The 1,224-nt window shown below is 72.9% G+C and carries 1 protein-coding gene and 1 pseudogene; both read right to left on the minus strand.

All coding sequences use genetic code 11. The features are described from left to right. Positions 1–218, minus strand: a pseudogene (locus ACFTWP_RS41810) (hypothetical protein); the annotation flags it as partial. Positions 219–321: 103 nt separating this feature from the next. Then, on the minus strand, positions 322–1,224 hold a 903-nt coding region (locus ACFTWP_RS41815), incomplete at its 5' end, for a hypothetical protein (protein WP_380270408.1).

The following is a 1,224-nucleotide window of genomic DNA, read 5'->3' on the forward strand; positions in this document are numbered from 1 at the left end:
GAGGTGTAGGCCGTGGCGAGTTCCCTCTGGCGGTGCAGGAGGCCGGCGTCCGGCGGGTGCGCGCGCAGGGCGTTGCTCACGTGGAGGAGGAAGGCGGCACCGTGCTCGATGACGGCCGTGAAGTGCTCCCAGGCGGCGAGGTCGCGCGCGACGACGTGCTTGTCCCAGCCGTCCGTGTCGACCACGTTGCCGTCTTCGTCGCAGAAGCTGTCGTTCACGGCGTCCCAGGCGTCCAGGGCTTCCTGGATTCCGCGGGCGGCGGCCTCGATCGCCTTGATGAATGGGGATGGGTGGTCGCGGATGGCGTATCCGATCTGGAGGTCAGCGGGTTCGTGTTCGGTCCGGACGCGGCGGGCCGGTCGGGTGGGCCGCTCCGGGCCGCGGCGAAGGGCCGGCGATGCTCGGCTCGGCGGTGGTTTGCAGGATCGAGTGGAGCAGGGCCGCGGACCGGGCCGGAGAGGACTCGTCGATCGAGCGGATCGTCACGTGCGGCAGGTGGTGTACGGGGATGGTGTTCGCGGACCTGCGGGCCGGGCCGGGGTGGGTGAACTCCGTGTGGAGGAGGTCGAGGAGTTCGGGTGGTGCGCCGGTGGAGAGGGTGACCGACCAGCGGTGCGGGCTCAGGCCGGGGCCGGCGATCAGGTAGTAGCCGGGTGGATCCGCCCGGGGGCCTTGGGTGTCGGTCGGGTGGGCGCGGCGGGTGGTGAAGGCGGCCAGTCCGTCGGGCGAGGAGTGGAGCTGGACGTCGGGATGGTCGAAGGCGAGGCTCCAGCCGGGTGCGGGTTCCCGGGGCCGGTAGGCGGCTGCCGGCTCGGCCGGGCCGAGGGCCTGGTCGGGGTGCTCTCGCAGGAGTCTGGCCATGGCGTCGACCAGGGTGAGGGAGATCTCCTCCGGGGTGTGCGCGCTGATGGCGGCGTGCCATCGCGGGTGACCGGCGGAGAAGACGTCGATGCTGAGGACGCGGTCGTCGCCGCGACGGCGGTCGGTCACCAGGGCTTGCCCGCAGGGGCTGCGGGCTTCGCGGATCCCGTTCATGTGCTGGACCCGGGTCCAGCCGTGGTCGTTGGCCAGGACGGCGGTGGCGCGGGTGAAGTCGTACGGGCCGCCGGCCAGGTAGAGCGGAGTGACGTGGACGAGCGGGGGCGGGCCGTGGGGCTTCTCGGGGATCGGGACCTCCGTGAGTGGCGGGTGGTGGTCAGCGGGAGCGCCGCTGCTGGGGAGGGG

Origin of the sequence: Kitasatospora sp. NPDC057015 (assembly GCF_042673745.1) — a bacterium.
Taxonomy (GTDB): domain Bacteria; phylum Actinomycetota; class Actinomycetes; order Streptomycetales; family Streptomycetaceae; genus Kitasatospora.